At 60.9% G+C, this 16,362-nt stretch carries 16 protein-coding genes; 8 read left to right on the top strand and 8 right to left on the bottom strand.

Annotated elements, in window-relative coordinates:
- Positions 1-71 precede the first annotated feature (71 nt).
- The 6 genes from QD336_RS00765 to coaD form a co-directional block, all read right to left on the bottom strand.
- On the bottom strand, positions 72-1,229 hold the full coding sequence (locus QD336_RS00765; RefSeq protein WP_499168863.1) for an aminodeoxychorismate synthase component I: 1,158 nt from the start codon (positions 1,227-1,229) through the stop codon (positions 72-74).
- A gap of 171 nt (positions 1,230-1,400) precedes the next feature.
- Positions 1,401-2,531, bottom strand: a complete 1,131-nt coding sequence (gene tgt / locus QD336_RS00760; protein ID WP_269341215.1) for a tRNA guanosine(34) transglycosylase Tgt — start codon at positions 2,529-2,531, stop codon at positions 1,401-1,403.
- Positions 2,531-3,613, bottom strand: a complete 1,083-nt coding sequence (queA, locus tag QD336_RS00755; RefSeq protein WP_269341214.1) for a tRNA preQ1(34) S-adenosylmethionine ribosyltransferase-isomerase QueA — start codon at positions 3,611-3,613, stop codon at positions 2,531-2,533. The genes tgt and queA overlap by 1 nt, the downstream gene beginning before the upstream one ends.
- Positions 3,614-3,851: 238 nt before the next feature.
- Positions 3,852-4,361 (bottom strand): peptidylprolyl isomerase, encoded by a 510-nt coding sequence (locus tag QD336_RS00750; RefSeq protein ID WP_046798353.1) that lies wholly within the window; start codon positions 4,359-4,361, stop codon positions 3,852-3,854.
- 36 nt (positions 4,362-4,397) lie between these two features.
- A complete protein-coding gene (locus tag QD336_RS00745; RefSeq protein WP_499168860.1) occupies positions 4,398-4,967 on the bottom strand; it encodes a peptidylprolyl isomerase in 570 nt (189 codons plus the stop codon).
- Between the two features lie 29 nt (positions 4,968-4,996).
- Positions 4,997-5,491, bottom strand: a complete 495-nt coding sequence (coaD, locus tag QD336_RS00740) for a pantetheine-phosphate adenylyltransferase (RefSeq protein ID WP_269341211.1) — start codon at positions 5,489-5,491, stop codon at positions 4,997-4,999.
- Positions 5,492-5,928: 437 nt separating this feature from the next.
- On the opposite strand from coaD, the gene QD336_RS00735 reads away from it, so the two are divergent.
- The 8 genes from QD336_RS00735 (at position 5,929) to QD336_RS00700 (ending at position 13,636) form a co-directional block, all read left to right on the top strand.
- Positions 5,929-6,108 carry a hypothetical protein gene (locus QD336_RS00735; protein WP_046798466.1) on the top strand — a complete coding sequence of 60 codons (180 nt, stop codon included), beginning with the start codon at positions 5,929-5,931 and terminating at the stop codon, positions 6,106-6,108.
- Positions 6,109-6,150: 42 nt separating this feature from the next.
- Positions 6,151-6,285: a hypothetical protein gene (locus QD336_RS00730; RefSeq protein ID WP_256387174.1), complete on the top strand. Its 135-nt coding sequence runs from the start codon at positions 6,151-6,153 to the stop codon at positions 6,283-6,285.
- Positions 6,286-6,555: 270 nt separating this feature from the next.
- On the top strand, positions 6,556-8,448 hold the full coding sequence (locus tag QD336_RS00725) for a peptidyl-prolyl cis-trans isomerase (RefSeq protein WP_269341209.1): 1,893 nt from the start codon (positions 6,556-6,558) through the stop codon (positions 8,446-8,448).
- A gap of 14 nt (positions 8,449-8,462) precedes the next feature.
- Entirely contained in the window at positions 8,463-9,476 is a 1,014-nt protein-coding gene (gene trpD / locus QD336_RS00720) for an anthranilate phosphoribosyltransferase (protein ID WP_499168858.1), read from the top strand.
- 10 nt (positions 9,477-9,486) lie between these two features.
- Entirely contained in the window at positions 9,487-10,302 is an 816-nt protein-coding gene (gene trpC, locus QD336_RS00715) for an indole-3-glycerol phosphate synthase TrpC (RefSeq protein ID WP_499168857.1), read from the top strand.
- Between the two features lie 6 nt (positions 10,303-10,308).
- A complete protein-coding gene (gene moaC, locus QD336_RS00710) occupies positions 10,309-10,800 on the top strand; it encodes a cyclic pyranopterin monophosphate synthase MoaC (protein ID WP_499168855.1) in 492 nt (163 codons plus the stop codon).
- Positions 10,801-12,018, top strand: a complete 1,218-nt coding sequence (locus tag QD336_RS00705; protein ID WP_499168854.1) for a molybdopterin molybdotransferase MoeA — start codon at positions 10,801-10,803, stop codon at positions 12,016-12,018. It abuts the gene before it with no gap.
- 547 nt (positions 12,019-12,565) lie between these two features.
- Entirely contained in the window at positions 12,566-13,636 is a 1,071-nt protein-coding gene (locus QD336_RS00700; protein WP_269341202.1) for a GGDEF domain-containing protein, read from the top strand.
- Between the two features lie 177 nt (positions 13,637-13,813).
- Here the strand turns inward: QD336_RS00700 and QD336_RS00695 are convergent, their stop codons facing one another.
- Both QD336_RS00695 and QD336_RS00690 read right to left on the bottom strand, forming a co-directional pair.
- Positions 13,814-14,422: a pyridoxamine 5'-phosphate oxidase family protein gene (locus QD336_RS00695; protein WP_499168852.1), complete on the bottom strand. Its 609-nt coding sequence runs from the start codon at positions 14,420-14,422 to the stop codon at positions 13,814-13,816.
- A 50-nt stretch (positions 14,423-14,472) separates the two neighbouring features.
- Positions 14,473-16,284: a monovalent cation:proton antiporter-2 (CPA2) family protein gene (locus QD336_RS00690; RefSeq protein ID WP_499168850.1), complete on the bottom strand. Its 1,812-nt coding sequence runs from the start codon at positions 16,282-16,284 to the stop codon at positions 14,473-14,475.
- Between the last annotated feature and the right edge of the window lie 78 nt (positions 16,285-16,362).

Below are 16,362 nucleotides of genomic sequence, written 5' to 3'. Positions count from 1 at the left end.
TTTCAGCCTTCCGTCATACCGGCCTTGAGCCGGTATCCAGTCAGCCCAGGTCTTTGGGCTGAAATCTTCGCTCACCCTCGCAGCAACCTGTCCCCCACCGCGAATTTCGATTTCAACAGACACTCGTCATATTCCGCCTCGGCAACGGAATCGAACACGATACCGCCACCGACATTGAAGACCGCACGGCCGTCATCGAACAGCGTCATCGTGCGGATCGCCACCGAAAAGCGCATATCACCATCCGGAGATATAAAGCCGATCGCGCCGCAATAGGCGTTTCGCGACGACGCTTCCAGCTCACGCAGGATTTTCATCGCCCACATTTTTGGCGCGCCGGTGACCGAGCCACAGGGAAACAGCGCCGCAAAGATGTCCTCCACGGTCACCTCGGGCAAAAGCTTCGCCCTGACATGGCTGACCATCTGGTGCACGGTGGGATAGGTCTCGATATCGAACAGGCGCGGCACATCGAGGCTGCCGACTTCGGTGATGCGGGAAATATCGTTGCGCAGCAGATCGACGATCATGCGGTTTTCGGCAAGCGTCTTTTCGTCCGCAAGCATCGCCGCGATGATTGCCCGGTCCTCTTCCGCATCCGCCCCGCGCGGCGTCGTTCCCTTCATCGGATGAGTTTCGATGAAACCCTCGCCATCGACCGAGAAAAACAGTTCCGGCGAACGTGACAGGATGACCGGGCCGCCAAGATCAACAAGCGCGCCGTATTTCACCGGCTGCCGTTCGATCAGCGACCAGAAGGCCGTCAGCGGATCGCCATTCCAGCGGGCATGAACGGGCATGGTCAGATTGCCCTGGTAACAATCACCCCGGCGCAGATGGTCGTGCAGCTTCTCGAAACGCTGCTTATATTCGGGAAGCGTCCATGCCGCCACCGGATCGGTCAGAAACGCGTCCGCATCCGGCACCTCCTCAGGCCGCGCAAAGCGGCCTTCATCCGGCTGCGGGCCGGAGAAGACGCCGAAGTTCAGAAACGGTACGTTGCGGGGCTCGGCGGCAAAAGGCGCAAGCTTCGGCTCGAACAGGAAACCGGCCTCGTAGGACATATAGCCGGCGAGATATTTTCCCGCGCGCCGCAACTCTTCCATGCGTTGAAGCGCGACAAAGAAAGCCTCCGGCTCGTCCGCGACGATGATCTCTTCCGGCTCGGTGAAGGCTGTCACCGTGCCGGTCGTATCATCCCGGAAAAGAACGTAAGGCGCATGTGCCAAGGAAAAAATCCGTAGTGGGTAAGTTCGGGGTTTCAGAGTGGCGGAGAGACCTTTCCGTCGTCATCCTCGGGCCTGTCCCGAGGATCTGCCGCCCGTTGATTTCAGCTACCTCGGCAAATCCTCGGCACAAGGCCGAGGATGACGTCGAGTGTGTAGAGACGTCGCGACCCATTAAACCGGGTCGATATCGCCCCGCGCCCACATTTCGATGGTTTCCGCATAAAAATCGGCGAAACGGCCTTCCTCGATCGACTTGCGGATACCCTGCATCAGCTCCTGATAATAGGCAAGATTGTGCCAGGAGAGCAGCATGCCGCCCAGCGCCTCGTTGGCGCGGGTGAGATGGTGCAGATAGGCGCGGGAATAATCGCGCGAGGCCGGGCAGTTGGACTGCTCGTCGAGCGGCCGCATATCCTCGGCATGGCGAGCATTGCGGATATTGACCTTGCCGCGGCGGGTAAAGGCGAGGCCATGGCGACCGGAACGGGTCGGCATCACGCAGTCGAACATGTCGATGCCACGCGCCACCGATTTCAGGATGTCATCAGGCGTGCCGACGCCCATCAGATAACGCGGCTTTTCGGTTGGCAGCACCGGCAGGGTGATATCGAGCATGCCGAGCATCACATCCTGCGGCTCACCAACGGCAAGACCACCGACCGCATAACCCTTGAGATCAAGCTGCTTCAGCCCTTCGGCGGAACGGATGCGCAGGTCCGGCTGGTCGCCGCCCTGCACGATGCCGAACATGGCCTTGCCGGGCTGTTCACCGAATGCGACGCGGCAGCGTTCAGCCCAGCGCAGCGACATTTCCATGGCGCGCTCGATTTCCTTGCGCTCGGCCGGCAGCGCGATGCATTCATCGAGCTGCATCTGGATATCGGAATCGAGCATGCCCTGGATTTCGATGGAGCGTTCCGGCGACATGTGGTGCAGCGATCCATCCACATGGCTCTTAAAGGTCACGCCCTTCTCGTCGAGCTTGCGCAGGCCGGACAGCGACATGACCTGAAAACCGCCGCTGTCGGTGAGGATCGGATGCGGCCAGCGGATCAGCTCATGCAGGCCGCCAAGGCGCGCAACACGCTCCGGGCCCGGCCGCAGCATCAGGTGATAGGTATTGCCGAGAATGATATCGGCGCCCAGTTCGCGCACCTGATCCAGATACATGGCCTTAACGGTGCCGACGGTGCCAACCGGCATGAAGGCGGGCGTGCGGATGACGCCGCGCGGCATGGCGACCTCGCCAAGGCGCGCGCCGCCGCTCGTGGCTTTCAGGGTGAAGGTGAATTTATCGTGCATCAGTTTTTCCGGAACAACAGGCTGGAATCGCCATAGGAATAGAAGCGGTATCCGGTTTCGATCGCGCGCTTGTAAGCGTCACGCATCGTTTCGAGACCGCAGAAAGCCGAAACCAGCATGAACAGCGTCGATTTCGGCAGGTGGAAATTGGTCATCAGAATATCGACTGCCCGGAAACGATAACCGGGCGTGATGAAGATGCCGGTCGCATCGGACCATGGGTGGATCACACCATTCTCGTCGGTGGCACTTTCGATCAGGCGCAGCGAGGTGGTGCCGACGCAGACGATCCGCCCGCCGCGCGCCTTCACCGCATTCAGCCGGTCAGCGGTTTCCTGCGATACGTGGCCGATCTCGAAATGCATCTTGTGATCGTCCGTATCGTCGGACTTCACCGGAAGGAAGGTGCCTGCCCCAACGTGAAGCGTCACGAAATGCCGCTCGATGCCAGCCTTGTCGAGCGCCGCAAACAGATCAGGCGTGAAATGCAGCCCGGCGGTGGGTGCAGCAACCGCACCCTTTTCGCGGGCATAAATGGTCTGGTAGTCGGTCTGGTCCTGCTGGTCCTCCGGCCGCTTGGCGGCAATGTAAGGCGGCAGCGGAATATGGCCGACGGAAGCGATCGCCTCATCCAGCACCGGGCCGGAAACGTCGAACAGCAGGGTGATCTCGCCGTCCTCGCCCTTTTCCTCGACGGTGGCTTCCAGATGGGCAAGGCCGCAGGCATTGTCGCGCTCGTAACCGAAACGGATGCGGTCGCCCTCTTTTATCCGCTTGCCGGGCCGGGCGAAGGCCTTCCAGCGCGACTGGTCGGCACGCATGTGCAGCGTGGCGGAAACCGCCGTCTCCGGCGCCCCCTCGCGCAGCCTGACACCTTCCAGCTGGGCGGGAATGACGCGGGTATCGTTGAAAACCAGCGCATCGCCGGGCCTCAGGAAGGACGGCAGGTCGAAGACGCGATGGTCCTCCATGCGATCCGCATTCGGATCGACCACCAAAAGGCGCGCGCTGTCGCGCGGGTTCGCCGGGCGAAGGGCGATATTCTCCTCGGGCAGATCGAAATCGAACAGGTCTACACGCATTGCAAGGGCTCTCGAAAATATCAAAACCCGCCTCGCAGCAAACTGCCGGCGGGTCGTTGTTGGTGAAGGGGCTTCCTCCCCTCGACGTCATCCTCGGGCTTGACCCGAGGACCCATGACATCGCCGGGTGATGGATCCTCGGGTCAAGCCCGAGGATGACGCCGAGTGCGAGGAACACTCCATCAGCAAAACATCCGCCCGCCCTGCAGTTCAGCAAGGCGGGAGAAAATCTTTACTCTCAAGCCGCAGAAGCAAGCTTGATGGAAACGATCGAATCGGGATCTTTCACCGGCTCGCCGCGCTTGACCTTGTCGATGGCTTCCATGCCCTCGATGACCTGGCCCCAGACGGTGTACTGCTTATTGAGCCACGGAGAATCCGTGAAGCAGATGAAGAACTGCGAGTTGGCGGAGTTCGGGCTCTGCGAACGGGCCATGGAGCAGGTGCCGCGTACGTGCGGAATGGCGGAGAATTCTGCCTTCAGGTCTTCCTTCTCGGAGCCGCCCATGCCGGCGCGGGCCGGGTTGAAGCTTTCCGAACCCTTCTTGCCGAACTTCACGTCGCCCGTCTGGGCCATGAAGTCTTCGATGACGCGGTGGAACACGACGCCATCATAAGCGCCTTCCGATACCAGTTCCTTGATGCGGGCGACGTGGCCCGGAGCCACTTCCGGAAGCAGCTGGATCACGACCTTGCCGGTCGTCGTTTCCATGATGATGGTGTTTTCCGGATCCTTGATCTCGGCCATGGTTATTCTCCTCTGTTCGGGCTCTATTGCCCTACCTTACTTCTTGCCGACGGTGACCTTGATCATCCGGTCGGGGTTGGAAACTTCGCCGTTGCCGCCGGCACCACGCTTGATCTTGTCGACGGCTTCCATGCCGGACACGACCTTGCCGACCACGGTGTACTGACCGTTCAGGAACGAACCGTCGGCAAACATGATGAAGAACTGCGAATTGGCGGAATTCGGATCACTGGAGCGGGCCATGCCGACCGTGCCGCGCGTGAACGGCGTCTTGGAGAATTCGGCCGGAATATCGGCCATGTCGGAACCGCCGGTACCGGCGCGCTGGGCGTTGAAGCCCTTCTCCATGTTGCCAAACTGCACGTCGCCGGTCTGCGCCATGAAACCATCGATGACGCGGTGGAAGGCGACATTGTCATAAGCGCCCTTCTTTGCCAGCGCCTCGATCTGCGCCACGTGCTTGGGCGCAACGTCAGGCGCAAGCTCGATGACAACGGGACCGTCCTTCAGCTGGATGGTCAGAAGTTCGGCGGCCGAAGCAATGGTGCTGGCGGCAAGCGCACCGGCAAACATGGCACCGGCAAAGGCAAATCGAACGAGTTTCATCGGATTGGCTCCAGAATGTGAGGCTGAAGTCAGCGCTTCAGCTTGGTGTTGAGGGCTTCAAGCACGGCTTTCGGCACGAAGGCTTCGACATTGCCGCCCATGGCGGCGATCTGCCGGACCAATGTGGCTGTAATGGGTCGCGACGAGGTGCCGGCGGGCAGGAACACGGTCTGAATATCAGGCGCCATCTGGCGGTTCATGCCGGCCATCTGCATTTCATAATCGAGATCGGTGCCATCGCGCAGGCCGCGCAGCAGAAGGCGCGCGCCATGCTGGCGGGCTGCGTCCACGACCAGATTGTCGAAGGAAACGACCTCCATGCGCGCCGCCTCGCCCGGCAGCTGCTCGGCAAGCGCCTGCTTGATCAGCGCGGCCCGCTCCTCGAAGCTGAACATCGGTGCTTTTCCGGGATGAATGCCGACGGCGACGATGACTTTCGACGCCACGTTCAGCGCCTGGAGAAGCACATCCAGATGTCCGTTGGTCATCGGATCGAAGGATCCTGGATAAAAGGCAATCGTCATATCGCTCTCAGGTGGTGGGCGCGCTTCGATGCTGGGTATCATGTGCCCGCCTTTTGTCATGGAGAGACACGCGGCGCAAGACTTTATAACCGTTTGGCACAACCAGGGCGGCGGCGTGAACCCCGGATGAATGGGCCGTTCAGTGCGGTTTCAGAGCTATTTTGTTTAAATCCACAACATCGGGAAACCGAAACGCCCCTCACTCGTTAAGCATCCGGAGAATTGAAAATGCTGGCCTTCATGATCGTCCTTTCGGTCATCTCGTCATTCGCAGCCGAGTATTTTTTTCTCGATTGACGGCTTTAGCCAGTTTCCTGAACGCCAGATGAACGAGCCATTCAAGGAAGTTTCACCGGGGCGATGCTAATCGATTTTTACGGTTGACGCGGAACATGTCGAGACATGCAGCGTTAAGAAAGAACCAAAGGAACGGACAGATGTTTGTAAGAGAAAAACAGTCTACTTCGGCGAAAATCAGCGTCATCAGCACCGCCTGGACAGTACTGGTTATCGCAATGGTAGCAACGACGTTTAGCCTTTATGAGCAGAAGCCTGAAGCCCAGGGACCGGACTACCCGCAGCTGACCGCCCGTTACCAGTATATGAATTATTACTGAGTAAACGGGGAGAATTTCCTCAAAACTCCCGGAGACGATATCATGTTCACATTTCTGACGATGCTTCTGGCCCTGATCAGCGTAATGTTCGTGACATCCATGATCTCCGTCGTCGCCGAGATGCGACGTGAAGACGAGGAATTCAAGGCGATGATCCGGCGCGACCGCGCCTTCTGAGCGCGGCGGACCGCCTTCACGGCCGCTTCAAGAATGATTCTTTGCAACCGCCTGGACCCTCCGGGCGGTTTTATTTTGCCGCCTCACAGAGCAATGCGGAGAAGATGACGGCGGAAAAACCGCCCTCCAATCACACAAGCGTTTTCAAAACCCCGTTTTTCCAAGGCAAATTCCCTTCAATTTCCCTTTGGATTGATTTAAGGAACGCCGATACGTTGCGGGCCGGATAGCCGGCAACCGCGACGACGTTCCTGTGAGGTTTGCATAACGATGCTCGATTCCCTGAGAAATGCTTCTCGAACCATGGCAGCCAAGCTGCTGCTTCTCCTGCTTGTTGTTTCGTTCGGCGTCTGGGGCGTCTCCGCATCGCTTGTCACCGCCAATTCCCACGCCGTCATGACGGTGGGTGACCAGACGGTCAGCCCGCAGGAATTCCGCCTCGCCTATCAGCGCCAGATTTCCGATCTCAGCCGCCAGTTCGGCACAAGGCTGACGACCGAACAGGCCAAGGCCTTCGGCATCGACCGCCAGGTGTTCAGCCAGCTTGCGGCCGGTGCGGCGCTTGATGAACTGGCCTCGAAGATGAATCTCGGCCTTTCGGAAAACCGTCTCGCCAACCTCATCGCCGAGGACCCGGCCTTCAAGTCGGTCAACGGCCAGTTCGACCGTAATCTCTTCAGCGAACGCCTGCGCAATTCCGGCTTCCGCGAGGACGATTACATCAAGGAACGCAGCAAGGTTGCTGTCCGAAGCCAGATCGTCGAAGCCGTCTCCGATGGTTTTGCCGCACCGCAGGTGCTGGTGGATGCGCTGAAGCAGTATCGCAACGAACAGCGCGCCGTCGATTACGTCATTCTCTCCAACGCCGTCATCCCGCCGGTCAAGGCACCGGGTGACGACGTGCTCACACCCTGGTTCGAAACCAACAAGACGAAATATCGCGCGCCGGAATTCCGCAAGTTCACCTATGTGAAGCTGGAACCTGCCGATATCGCCGAGCCGGCTTCGGTAACGGACGCGCAGATCGCCGATTATTATAACAGCCACAAGGACAGTTTCCGCACCGCCGGCCGCCGCACGGTGGAGCAGCTGACCTTCCCGGACAAGGAAATGGCCGCCGCTGCCGCAGAACAGATCCGCCTCGGCAACACCACCTATGAGCAGGTGGTGAAGGATCAGGGCAAGACCGCGTCCGACGTCACCCTCGGCGAATTCACCAAGGATACCATCCCCGACCAGTCGATTGCCGATGCGGCCTTCGCCATCCAGAAGGATGGCGGCGTATCGCCGGTGGTTGAAGGTTCCTTCGGCCCGGTCCTGCTGCGCGTCACGGGCATCAAGCCGGAAACCACCCGCACGCTGGATGAAGCCAAGGAAGATATCCGCAAGGATCTCGCCACCACCGCCGCAGCGGAAGAAATCACCAATGTGCACGACCGTTACGAGGATCTGCGCGCCGGTGGCTCCTCGCTCGCCGATGCCGCCAAGCAGCTCAACCTGAAGCCCGTCACCATCGATGCGATTGACGCCGCCGGCCTTAATGAAAAGGGCGATGCCGTTGAGGGCCTGCCCTCGCCGCAGCTGGCGCAGGAGGTCTTCAAGACCGAACCCGCCACCGAAGCCCTGCCGATCAATCTCGGCCGTGAAGGTTATATCTGGTTCGACGTCGAGCAGATCATTCCCGCCCGCGACCGCACGCTTGCCGAAGTCCGCGACGATGTCGTGGCCGACTGGACGGCGGAGCAGCAGCGCAACGCGCTTGCCGCCAAGGCTGAAGAGCTGAAGGCCCGCGTTGAAAAGGGTGATACGCTGGAAGCCGTGGCCGGTGAACTGAGCCTTGCCGTCGAGCAAAAATCCGGCCTGCGCCGCACCAGCGAGGACGCGATTTTCGGTCGCCAGACCATCGCCGCGGTCTTTTCGGGCGCCGAGGGCAAGGTGGGTACGGCGGCTGACGCCGATGGCTCCAGCCGCATCCTCTTCAAGGTTACCTCGGTCGACACCAATGCGCCGGCAGATGCGCTTGCCAATGACGACCAGCAGTTCGCCGCCATTGCCCGCGCGGCCGGCGACGACATGCTGGACCAGATGGTCAACCGTCTGCAGAATGACTATGGTGTGACGATCAACCAGGCCCTCGCCGATCAGGCGATGGTCGGTTTCTAACCGGGGGGCGAGACATGGCCGAACTGAAGCCGCTGATCGCCAAGGTCGCGAACGGAGAAAGCCTGAACCGCGAGGATGCGCGTACGGCTTTCGACATTCTGATGTCGGGCGAAGCCACCCCGTCGCAGATCGGCGGTTTCCTGATGGCGCTGCGGGTGCGTGGCGAAACGGTCGACGAAATCGTCGGCGCCGTTTCCTCCATGCGCGCCCGCATGTTGCCGGTTTCGGCCCCCGCCAATGCCATCGACATCGTCGGAACCGGCGGTGATGGCATCGGCACCTATAATATCTCGACGCTGGCATCGATCATCGTTGCCGGCACGGGCCTGCCGGTTGCCAAGCATGGCAACCGGGCGCTGAGCTCCAAATCCGGCACGGCGGATGCGCTGTCCGCGCTTGGTGTGAGGCTCGATATCGGTCCCGAACTCATCGCCCGCTGCATCAGCGAGGCGGGTCTCGGCTTCATGTTCGCGCAGATGCACCATTCCGCCATGCGCCATGTCGGCCCGAGCCGGGTCGAACTCGGCACGCGCACCATCTTCAACCTGCTGGGCCCCCTCTCCAACCCGGCCGGCGCCAAACGGCAATTGCTCGGCGTCTTTTCGCCGCGCTGGCTGGTGCCGCTTGCCGAAGTGCTGCGCGATCTCGGTTCGGAAAGCATCTGGGTCGTGCACGGCGACGGCATGGATGAAGTCACCACCACCGGCGTTACCCATGTGGCGGCGCTGGAAAATGGCAAGATCCGCACCTTCGACCTGACGCCGAAGGATTTCGGCGTCGAACCGGCCAAAATGAACGATCTGAAGGGCGGCGACGGCATCGCCAATGCGGCAGCACTGCGCGAGGTTCTCTCCGGCCGCCGCAATGCCTATCGCGACGTGTCGCTCTGCAACGCCGCGGCGGCGCTGGTGATCGCCGGCAAGGCGGAGACGCTGAGCCAGGCCATGACGATCGTCAGCGAGGCGCTCGACAGCGGCAAGGCCGCCGCCGCACTCGACCGTCTGGTCGCTGTATCCAACGAGGAATGAGAGCGAAACCATGAGCGACATTCTCAAAAAGATCGAGACCTACAAGCGCGAGGAAATCGCCGCCGCCAAGACGAAGGTTTCGCTGGCCGATCTGAAGGCCATGGCCGCAAACCAGACCGCGCCGCGCGGTTTTTACAAGGCGCTCCGGGCAAAACAGGCCGAAGGCAAATTCGGCCTCATCGCCGAAATCAAGAAGGCCAGCCCCTCCAAGGGCCTCATCCGCCCGGATTTCGATCCGCCGGCGCTGGCGGCCGCCTATGAGGCGGGTGGCGCCGCCTGTCTGTCGGTCCTGACGGATACGCCGAGTTTTCAGGGCGCTCCGGAATTCCTGACTGCCGCCCGCAATGCCTGCGCCCTGCCGGCGCTGCGCAAGGATTTCATGTTCGACACCTATCAGGTGCATGAGGCCCGTGCCTGGGGCGCGGACTGCATTCTGCTCATCATGGCATCGCTTTCCGACGACGAGGCGAAACGCCTCGAAGACGAGGCTTTCTCGCTCGGCATGGATGTGCTGGTGGAAGTGCATGATGCGGAGGAAACCGAACGTGCGCTGAAGCTCGCCTCGCCGCTTCTCGGCATCAACAATCGCAACCTGCGCACCTTCGAAGTCAGCCTCGAAACCAGCGAGAAATTGGCGGGCCTCGTGCCGGCCGACAAGCTGCTGGTCGGCGAAAGCGGCATCTTCACCTTCGAGGACTGCCAGCGCCTGCAGAAGAGCGGCATCAGCACCTTCCTCGTCGGCGAGAGCCTGATGCGCAAGGACGATGTGACGGCGGCCACCAAAGCGCTGCTGACGGGCCAATCCGGCATTCTGGCAGCGGAATAAACCCCGATGAGTGAGACGACCAAGCTCACCCATATTGATGCCGCCGGCGAGGCGCATATGGTCGATGTCGGCGACAAGGCCGAAACCGTCCGTGTCGCCGTCGCAGAGGGCTTTGTGAAGATGAAGCCGGAAACGCTGGCGCTCATCCGGCAGGGCAATGCCAAGAAGGGCGATGTCATCGGCACCGCCCGGCTGGCCGGCATCATGGCCGCCAAGCAGACGGCCAATCTCATTCCGCTCTGCCATCCACTGATGCTGACCAAGGTGGCGGTGGACATCACCGAGGATACCGCCCTGCCCGGCCTCCGGGTCGAGGCCATGGTGAAACTGTCCGGCAAGACCGGCGTGGAAATGGAAGCGCTGACCGCTGTCTCCATCGCCTGCCTGACGATCTATGACATGGCGAAAGCCGCCGACAAGGCGATGGAAATCGTCAATATCCGCCTTCTTGCAAAGAGCGGCGGCAAATCCGGTGATTTTCACCGGCAGGAGAGCTGAATGAAACCGCTGCTGCCCGTGGACGAGGCCATCAAACGCCTTCTGGAAGCAGCAGCTCCGGTAACGGACAGCGAGACCCTGCCGCTTGCCGACTGTGATGGCCGCGTTCTCGCGACAGATCTGGCCGCACGCCTCACCCAGCCCCCCTTCGATGCTTCGGCCATGGATGGCTACGCATTGCGCAGCGCCGATGCGCCGGAGATCGGCTCGGTCCTCACCGTCATCGGCCAGGCGGCTGCCGGCCATGCTTTTACGGGGACGGTGGGCAAAGGCGAAGCCGTGCGCATCTTCACCGGCGCACCCGTGCCTGAGGGCGCCGATACGATCCTCATTCAGGAAGATGCGGAAGCGCTGGAAGACGGTAAAATCCGCACCGGCTTCGCTGTCACCGCCGGGCGACATATCCGCCCGCACGGGCAGGACTTTGCCGAGGGCGAAACGGCTCTGGAGGCCGGGCGCGAGCTTGGCTTCACCGACCTGACGCTGGCGGCGGCCATGAACCACGCCGCACTTTCCGTCTATCGCAGGCCACGCATCGCCATCCTCGCCACCGGCGACGAATTGCTGCCGCCGGGAAGCGCACCGCAACCCGCGCAGATCATTGCCTCCAACACCTTCGGTATCGCCGCACTGGCCCGGCAGGCGGGTGCCGAGGTCATCGATCTCGGCATCATTGCCGATGATGACAGCCTCATCCGCGCCGCCATCGGCAAGGCCGTCGCGGCCGGGGTGGATGTGCTGGTGACGCTGGGCGGCGCCTCGGTCGGCGACCATGATCTGGTGCAGGCGGCATTGAAGGCGGAGGGCATGCAGCTCGATTTCTGGCGCATCGCCATGCGTCCGGGAAAACCGCTGATGGTCGGGGCCATCGGCAGCATGCAGGTTCTCGGCCTGCCCGGAAACCCGGTCGCCAGCCTTGTCTGCGGCCTGCTCTTCCTTGAACCGCTGATCCGCAGGATCGCCCGCCGGGCACCGCTGGAGCGCGGGACGACAGCCCGCACCGCGACCCCGCTGAAGGCCAACGACCATAGGCAGGACTATCTGCGCGCCCGTTTCAGCACGGACGAAAACGGTGTGCTGGTGGCGGAAGCCCATGCGAAGCAGGATTCATCCATGATGAAGATATTGGCCCATTCCGATGGCCTGATCGTGCGCCCGCCGCATGCGCCGGAAGCGGCGCCCGGCGCGATATGCCCGGTGATACGACTGAAATTCTGACACCCAGGCCCTCCGGGCGGGTTTACGACCGGCAACATATGGGCGTCCCTCCCGAACCTGCGGAAGAATTGCTGCGCCGTCATCCATCCTGAAATGCGCGAAAACAAAGAGATGGAACGGTTCTGCGATTGAGGGAAAGGCGAAGCGACAGCATCGCAACCTCGAACAGGACTGTAACATTCCTGTCTCCTGACACGCATGACAAAAGAAACCGCCCGAAAGCGGGAAACTCGACGTATTCAGAATCCACCCTCTCGATGCATCCCGAAACTATTTCGCGACATTGTTGTGCCAAAATAAATCACATGAATCCTTTATTGGGATTGACAGAGTAAATGCGATGCTGTCACCAAGACGAATAGTAGAGAGGAAAATTTCAGGAACTCTTCGAAAATGAAAATTACTTATAATTATCAATTAAATAAGATAAAAAACGGCGAAAATGAAATTTCCGGAAATAAAAATTAGTTTCCCGTAAATTAAGCTTTCTAAAACGAGCTTAATAATAATAATCATAGTCGATAAGCAGACTCACTGGAGTTTCTTGATGAACACGGCATCCACGCCCAAAACCACGGGGCCAGACATTGCCGGGCAAATTGCCTATGCCATGCGGAGCATGGGTGTTTCGCCGATCCCGCGTAACTACAGCCTGTTTTACGAAGCCTATATCGGCTCAAACCCGGCGCTGACGAAGGATCTGGCGGCACTTGGAAACCGCGTCACGCAGGAGGATCTGGACGATCTCTCTTCGCGTTACGGCGAAGGTAATCCCAACCGCTCCATCGACGATGCGCAAGAGAAGCTGCGGCGCGAGCTGGAGGCGCTGCTCGGCACGCTGAAGCGTGAACAATCTTCCATCGAGAACTACAACAGAATTCTCGGAGAAACGCGCCAGCGCATCGATGACAAGAATGCCGCCAGCAGCAATATTCTCAGAAATGCGATCGCGTTGCTGGCCGAGGCCACCGGTTCGAAGATCATCGATGGGGAAAAGGCGTTCAACGACGTCAACCGCCATGCCGAGGAAATGCATCAGGTGCGCCTCGAACTCGATGAATACAAGCGCATCGCCAATACGGATTCGCTGACGCGCCTGTCCAACCGCCGCGCCTTCGACGACCGGCTTGCCTCCGTCTATGACAGCTCCATCGGCCTGCAATATACCACGCTCGTGCTGCTCGACATCGATCACTTCAAGCGGATCAACGACACATTCGGCCATCCGGTCGGTGACAAGATCCTCGCCACCGTCGCCTCGGTCATCCGCGCCAATGTGCGCAAGGATGGTTTCGTCGCCCGCAGCGGCGGCGAGGAATTCGCCATCATTCTTGACGGCAACACGCCGGAAGAGGTGATGGTGGTGTGCGAGCGCATCCGCCTGTCACTGGAAAGCACGCCTTTCCGCAATTCGAGATCAGGCGCCGATTACGGCACGGTCACCATCTCCATCGGCTTCGCCTCCGCCGCCCAGGCCGGCAATCCGAGCGAGCTTTACGCCCATGCCGATACGGCGCTCTACCATGCCAAGGAAACCGGCCGGAACCGTTCCGTGTTTTACGAAGACGGCATGCAGAAGAATTATGTCGGCAAGAACTGGCTGATTTATCGGACGTAAGAAGGGTGGCGGCGTCCAAAAACATCCCAACCGTCATGCCGGACTTGATCCGGCATCCAGTCAGCCCAAGTCCTTGGGCTGAAAAGACTCTCTCACCGCATGAACGCGCATCGGCTGGACCCCGGGTCTAGTCGCCGCGCTCTCGCTGCGATCCGATGCTCACCCAAACAGAGCGCATCACCACATGGTCTTCGCCGCCCGCGCCGCCCATTCCCGGTCATAGGTCTCCTGATCGAACTCCGCCTTCGCCGCCTTGAGCAGCAGGCCGGGTGTCGGCAGCGAAGCCGGATCGACGAAATTGTCGGGGTTCCATAGTTCCGAGCGCATCAGCGCCCGGGCGCACTGGAAATAAACCTCGTCAATCGTGACGACGATGACGGTGCGCGGATGTTTGCCGTCCATCTCGAAGCTCTGTAACAGCTCGGCATCGACGGAAACCACGGCGCGGCCATTGATGCGCATTGTCGTATTAGAGCCGGGGATCAGGAACATCAGCGCCACGCGCGGATCGCGCACAATGTTCAGAAGCGAATCGACGCGGTTGTTGCCGCGCCAGTCCGGCAGGAGCACCGTCCTGTCGTCGGCCACCCGCACCACGCCACCCTTGTCGCCACGCGGCGAACAGTCCATTCCTTCCGGCCCTACCGTCGCCAGCGCGAGGAACGGCGATGCCTCGATCATCTGCCGGTATTCCGCGGTCAGCGTGGCCGTCACCTTGGCGACCGAGGCTTCGCTCGTGCCGTCATAAATGGCCTTCAGTTCCTCAACCGTACGAATGATCGTCATATCCGTTCAATCCCTCGAAATCACGCTGCGCCACCGAATGGCGCAACCCCCTACTCTTCCGCCGCTTCCGCCCTTTCCCGTTCCGCCCGCTCGCGCGCCGTGCGTGCGGCAACGAGATCGGCCGGCTGGGCATTGCCGCGGATCAGCGAACGGCCGGCATAAATGCCGCCGACGACTTCCATGGCAAAACGCTCCTCGTCGCGGTCGCGGAATTCCTCCACCAGGCGGGCAGCGTCTTCCCGCTCCTCGCCCATGGCGCCCAGCACTTCCTCGCTGAAATTCAAGGCCGATTCCAGCGTCTCGCGAATCTGGTAATCGACGCCCGCCTTCAGAAGATCGATCGCGTGACCACGGTCAAAGGCACGGGCAAGGACGGGAACCAGCGGGAATTCGTGCTTGACGATCTCCGCGATCCGCACGGCCGCTTCCTTGTCGTCGACGCAGATGAGCACGGCCCGCGCCGTGCTGGCGCCCGCTGCGTGCAGGATTTCCGCCCGCGAGCCATCGCCATAATAGACCTTGAAACCGAATTCCGCCGCATCGCGCACGAACTCCGCGTCCTTGTCGATCAGCGACAGCGTATAGCCGCGCGCCAGAAGCGGCTGGCTGACGATCTGGCCGAAACGCCCGAAGCCGATCAAGAGAATGCTGCCTTCGACATTCTCAGGCACATCGAGATCGTCGGTATTGGGAACCGCCGCCGGCACCAGCCGATCATGCAGGATGACCATCAGCGGCGTCAGCACCATGGAGATGATGATGGTCGCCGTCAGGATGGCGTTGGCCTCCCGGTCGAGAATGCCGGCGCTGACGGCGGCGGAATAAAGCACGAAGGCGAATTCGCCGCCCTGCGCCATCAGCACCGCCCGCTCCAGGCTTTCACGCCGCGTGGTGCCGAGCGCCCGCGCCACGCCATAGATCAGGAAAGCTTTCAGCAGCATGTAGCCGGCGACGCTGACGACCACGAGCTGCCAGTTGGAGGCGATGACGGCAAGGTCGATCGCCATGCCGACGCCGAGGAAGAACAGGCCGAGCAGAATGCCGCGAAACGGCTCGATATCCGCCTCGAGCTGATGGCGGAAGGAGGATTCCGACAAAAGCACGCCGGCCAGAAACGCCCCCATGGCCATGGAAAGACCGCTGACCTGCATCAAAAGCGCCGACCCCAGCACCACCAGCAGCGCCGCGGCTGTCATTACCTCGCGCGCGCCGGAGGCCGCCAGCAGGCGGAAGAACGGGTTCAACAGATAACGCCCGGCGAGGATGAGCGCACCGACGGCGGCAAGCGCGATGCCGATCGAAAGCCAGCGCTCCGAGGCAGTCACATGCTCCCCACCCGAACCGAGAAAGGCGACAAGCGCCAGGAGCGGCACGATGGCGAGGTCCTCGAACAGCAGGATCGCGATGATACGCTGGCCTTTCAGGCTCGACATGCTGTTGCGCTCCTGCAGCATCTGCATGACGATCGCCGTCGAGGTCAGCACGAAACCGGTGCCGGCAACAAAGGACATGATGACGGGAAAGCCAAGGCTGACACCCACCAGCGTCAGGCCGCCCATGCAGACCAGCACCTGCAATGCGCCCAGCCCGAAAATATCCTGCCGCATCGACCACAGCCGCGACGGCTGCATTTCAAGGCCGATGATGAACAGGAACATCACCACGCCCAGTTCCGCTATGTGCAGGATGGCCTGTGAATCGGAGAAGAAACCGAGACCATAAGGCCCGATCACAAGGCCGGCGGCCAGATAACCCAGCACCGAGCCAAGGCCGATGCGCTTGAAGATCGGCGCGGCCACAACGCCAGCCGCCAAAAGCACGACCACCTGGGCCAGATCATTTCCGTTCGCTTCTACAGCCACACGCCACCCCGCTGAAAATTGATTAGACGAGGGTGTTCCCTCCCCCACTTCCTAGCGCATCGGCGTGAGAATCGAAAA

Origin of the sequence: Rhizobium sp. BR 250, from assembly GCF_047445855.1 — a bacterium.
GTDB lineage: Bacteria > Pseudomonadota > Alphaproteobacteria > Rhizobiales > Rhizobiaceae > Agrobacterium > Agrobacterium tumefaciens_I.
The sequence above is the reverse complement of the archived record's forward strand: the minus strand, read 5'-3'. Positions and strand labels throughout refer to the sequence as shown.